Raw genomic sequence first — 3,573 nt, 5'->3', positions numbered from 1 at the left:
GCTTATGCCGAGCTCCGGATTATGCCGAGGTGGGGGCAACGCCGCTGGTGAGCCGGGTATTCGCCTCCGGGTGCTCGGCATAATCCGGGACTGGTGATCCGCTGGCTTCTCCGTCTGGGTGGGGGTGAACAGACCCTTCCAGACAGGAGAAGATCATGGGTGCAGGTGAGTCGGTCCGCCTTGCGGTGACCGGTCCGTTGGCGTCGTTCGAAGCCGGGTTTCGCGCAGAGCTGGCGCGGGCGGGTTATGCGCCGAGGTCGGCGCGTGGCCTGGTGCGAGCGATGGCGCGGTTGAGCGGTTGGCTCGAGGAGTCAGGGGTTCCGCCGAGCGCGCTGACACCGGCGGTGATGGCGAGCCTTCGGCCGGAGCTGTCCGGCGTCGGCCCGGTGGTGAGGTTTCTGCGCGGCGCCGGTGTCGTCCCCGGCGCTGACAGCATGGCCGACGCCGCGCCAGTCGAGGTGGTGCTGGGCGAGTTCGGTGCCTGGCTGATCGCAGAACGGGCCCTGGCCGCAGAGTCGGTGCGCTGTTATGTCACGCAGGCGCGCCCGTTCCTCGTTGGACTGCCGGAGCCGCTGGAGGCGGCGTTGGCGGGTCTGGACGCAGGGCAGGTCACTTCGTTCATGCTGCGCCACTGCCGGGACCGCAACCCCGCCACGGCGCAGGCGGCGGTGACCGCGATCCGGTCGCTGCTGCGCTTCCTCCACGTGGCGGGCCATGTGCCCGTCGCGCTGGCCGCGGCGGTGCCCTCGGTGGCGAGCTGGCGGCTGGCGTCGCTGCCTCGCGGCCTGGATGACGGCCAGGTGCAGCTGCTGTTGGACAGCTGCGATCTGGGCATGGTTGTGGGACGACGTGACTACGCGCTGTTGACGGTGCTGGCGCGGTTGGGCTTGCGCGGCGTTGAAGCGGCCGCGCTCGAGCTCGACGACATCGACTGGCGCGGCGGCGAGGTGGCGGTCCGCGGCAAGGGCAACCGGATCGAGCGGCTCCCGCTTCCGGTCCCGGTCGGAGAGGCGCTGGCCGCCTACGTGACCGGCGGCCGACCCAGGTGTGACGCGGCGACGGTGTTGGTCACCGTCCGCGTCCCCTATCGGCAGCTGTCGCCGGCCGCGGTGCGCCAGATCGTCGCTCGCGCCTGCCAGCGGGCCGGACTCGCCCGGCTGGGCGCGCATCGGCTGCGCCACACCCTGGCCACCGACATGCTCCGCGCCGGCGCGCCGCTGGCAGAGGTCGGGCAGGTCCTGCGGCATCGCAGCCAGCTGGCTACGGCGACGTACGCGAAGGTCGACCAGCGGGCGCTTGGTGTGCTGGCTCGTCCGTGGCCGGGAGATGGGGCATGAGCGCGTTGCGGACCGCGGCCGAAGATTATCTGGCGATGCGACGCGCGCTGGGGTTCAAGCTGACCAGCCAGGGACGGCAGCTGTTGAGCTTCGTCGACTACTGCGAGGCCCGCCACGCCGAGCGCGTCACCACCGAGCTGGCGGTGGCCTGGGCCACCCACCCGCCGCGAGGCGGCACCGACCAGGTCTATTGGAGCCGCCGGCTGATGGTGGTGCGGATCTTCGCCCGCCATCTCGAGACCCTGGATCCGGCGACCGAGATCCCACCCGCCGATGTGCTGGCCCACCACTACCGGCGGGTCACACCACACCTGTATGCACCGGAGGAGATCGCCGCGCTGATGCGGACGGCGGGCAGGCTGGCCCCACCGCTGCGGGCGGCCACCTGGCAGACCTTCCTCGGCCTGCTGGCGGTCACCGGCATGCGCGTCAGCGAGATCTGCCGCCTCGACCGCGCTGACGTCGATTTGGACACCGGGGTGCTCACGGTCGCCGACTCGAAGTTCGGCAAGTCCCGGCTGGTGTTCCTGCATCCCAGCACCGTCGCCGCGCTGCGCTACTACCAGCGGTGTCGCGACCGGCTGTGCCCGGCGGCGCGGACGCCGAGCTTTCTGGTCTCCACCCGCGGCACCCGCCTTGACGCCGGCAACGTGCAACACACCTTCGCCAGTCTCGTAGCCGCCGCCGGGATCTCGGCGCGTCCAGGTCAACATCGCCCCCGGCTGCACGATCTGCGCCACTCCTTCACGGTCCGAACCCTGCTGGACTGGTACCACGACGGCGGCGACGTCCAGGCCCGCCTGCCGCTGCTGTCCACCTGGCTCGGCCACGTCGACCCCAAGTCGACCTACTGGTACCTGCAGGCGGTCCCGGAGCTGCTCACCTTGGCCGCAGACCGTCTCGAACAACACACCGACAGGCAGTCGCCATGAGCCGGCTCGCTCCCGTCCTGGAGGCGTTCTTCACCGACAGGCTGGCGTTGCAGCGACAAGCCAGCCACCACACGATCGCCGCCTACAGTGACACGTTCAAGCTGCTGCTGAACTTCGTGTGGGAGACGACCGGCACCCACCCCGCCGAGCTGGACATCGCTGACCTGGACGCCCCGATGATCGGCGCGTTCCTGCAGCACCTGGAAACCGCGCGCGGCAACGCCGTCAGCACCCGCAACGCCCGCCTGGCCGCGGTGCACTCCCTGTTCCGCTACGCCGCCCTGCACGCACCCGAACACGCCGAGCTCATCTCCCGGGTGCTCTCAATCCCACCCAAACGCGGCGACCGGGCCATCATCTGCTACTTGACCGCCACGGAGATCGACGCGCTGCTGGCCGCGCCCGAGCTGGCCACCTGGCACGGTCGCCGCGACCACGCCCTGCTCGTCCTCGCGTGCCAGACCGGGCTGCGCGTGTCCGAGTTGACCGGCCTCAACGATCAGGACGTGCACCTGGGCGCCGGCGCGCACGTCCGCTGCCGCGGAAAGGGCCGCAAAGACCGGGCCACCCCGCTGACCCGCCAGACCGCCGACATCTTGGAGGTATGGACGACCGAACGCGGCGGCCAGGCTGACGACCCGCTGTTTCCCACCCAGACCGGCCGACGGCTCAGCCGCGACGCGATCGCACATCTGGTCGCCAAACACGCAGCCACAGCCGGCGCAACCTGCCCCTCGATCACCACGAAGAAGGTCACCCCACACGCCCTGCGGCACTCCGCGGCGATGGCCCTGCTCCACGCCGGAGTCGACACCTCGGTGATCGCGCTCTGGATGGGTCACGAATCTCCCGAAACCACACAGGTCTACCTCCACGCCGACATGACCATCAAAGAACGAGCCCTCGCCCGCGTCGTACCGCCCGGCACCACAGCCGGGCGCTACCGCGCGCCCGACACCCTGCTGGCATTCCTCGACGGCCTCTGACCGCAGCCGCAAGCCCCGGCTCACCGGATTATGCCGAGCACCCGGGTGCGAATACCCGGCTCACCAGCGGCGTTGCCCCCACCTCGGCATAATCCGGAGCTCGGCATAAGCCGAGCACATGCGTGAGGGGCTGCTCGCGGCCTCGACCGCGGTGGGGTTGGAGATGATGGCCGAGTTGATGGGCACGGAGGTCACCGAGCTTGCCGGTGCGAAGGGCCGCGACGACGCCGGCCGCACCGCCAAGCGGCACGGCACCGAGAACGGGACCGTCACGTTGGGCGGGCGGCGGCTGCCGGTGACCCGTCCGCGGGTGCGCAG

At 70.7% G+C, this 3,573-nt stretch carries 3 protein-coding genes and 1 pseudogene; all 4 read left to right on the top strand.

Annotation, left to right across the window (positions count from 1 at the left end; genetic code table 11):
• Nucleotides 1-155: 155 nt before the first annotated feature.
• Complete coding sequence (locus ACR2FV_RS02270; protein WP_434014100.1) at nt 156-1,337, top strand: site-specific integrase; 1,182 nt, start codon at nt 156-158, stop codon at nt 1,335-1,337.
• Nucleotides 1,334-2,269, top strand: a complete 936-nt coding sequence (locus tag ACR2FV_RS02265; protein WP_434014099.1) for a tyrosine-type recombinase/integrase — start codon at nt 1,334-1,336, stop codon at nt 2,267-2,269. Before ACR2FV_RS02270 ends, ACR2FV_RS02265 begins: the two co-directional genes overlap by 4 nt.
• The gene (locus ACR2FV_RS02260; protein WP_434014098.1) at nt 2,266-3,255 is read left to right on the top strand and encodes a tyrosine-type recombinase/integrase; all 990 of its coding nucleotides are present in this window, start codon (nt 2,266-2,268) and stop codon (nt 3,253-3,255) included. The genes ACR2FV_RS02265 and ACR2FV_RS02260 overlap by 4 nt, the downstream gene beginning before the upstream one ends.
• A 118-nt stretch (nt 3,256-3,373) precedes the next feature.
• Nucleotides 3,374-3,573, top strand: a pseudogene (locus ACR2FV_RS02255) (IS256 family transposase); the annotation flags it as partial.

Source organism: Ornithinimicrobium sp. (assembly GCF_051004135.1).
Taxonomy (GTDB): Bacteria; Actinomycetota; Actinomycetes; order Actinomycetales; family Dermatophilaceae; genus Ornithinicoccus.
This window is presented reverse-complemented; position numbering and strand designations above follow the sequence as displayed.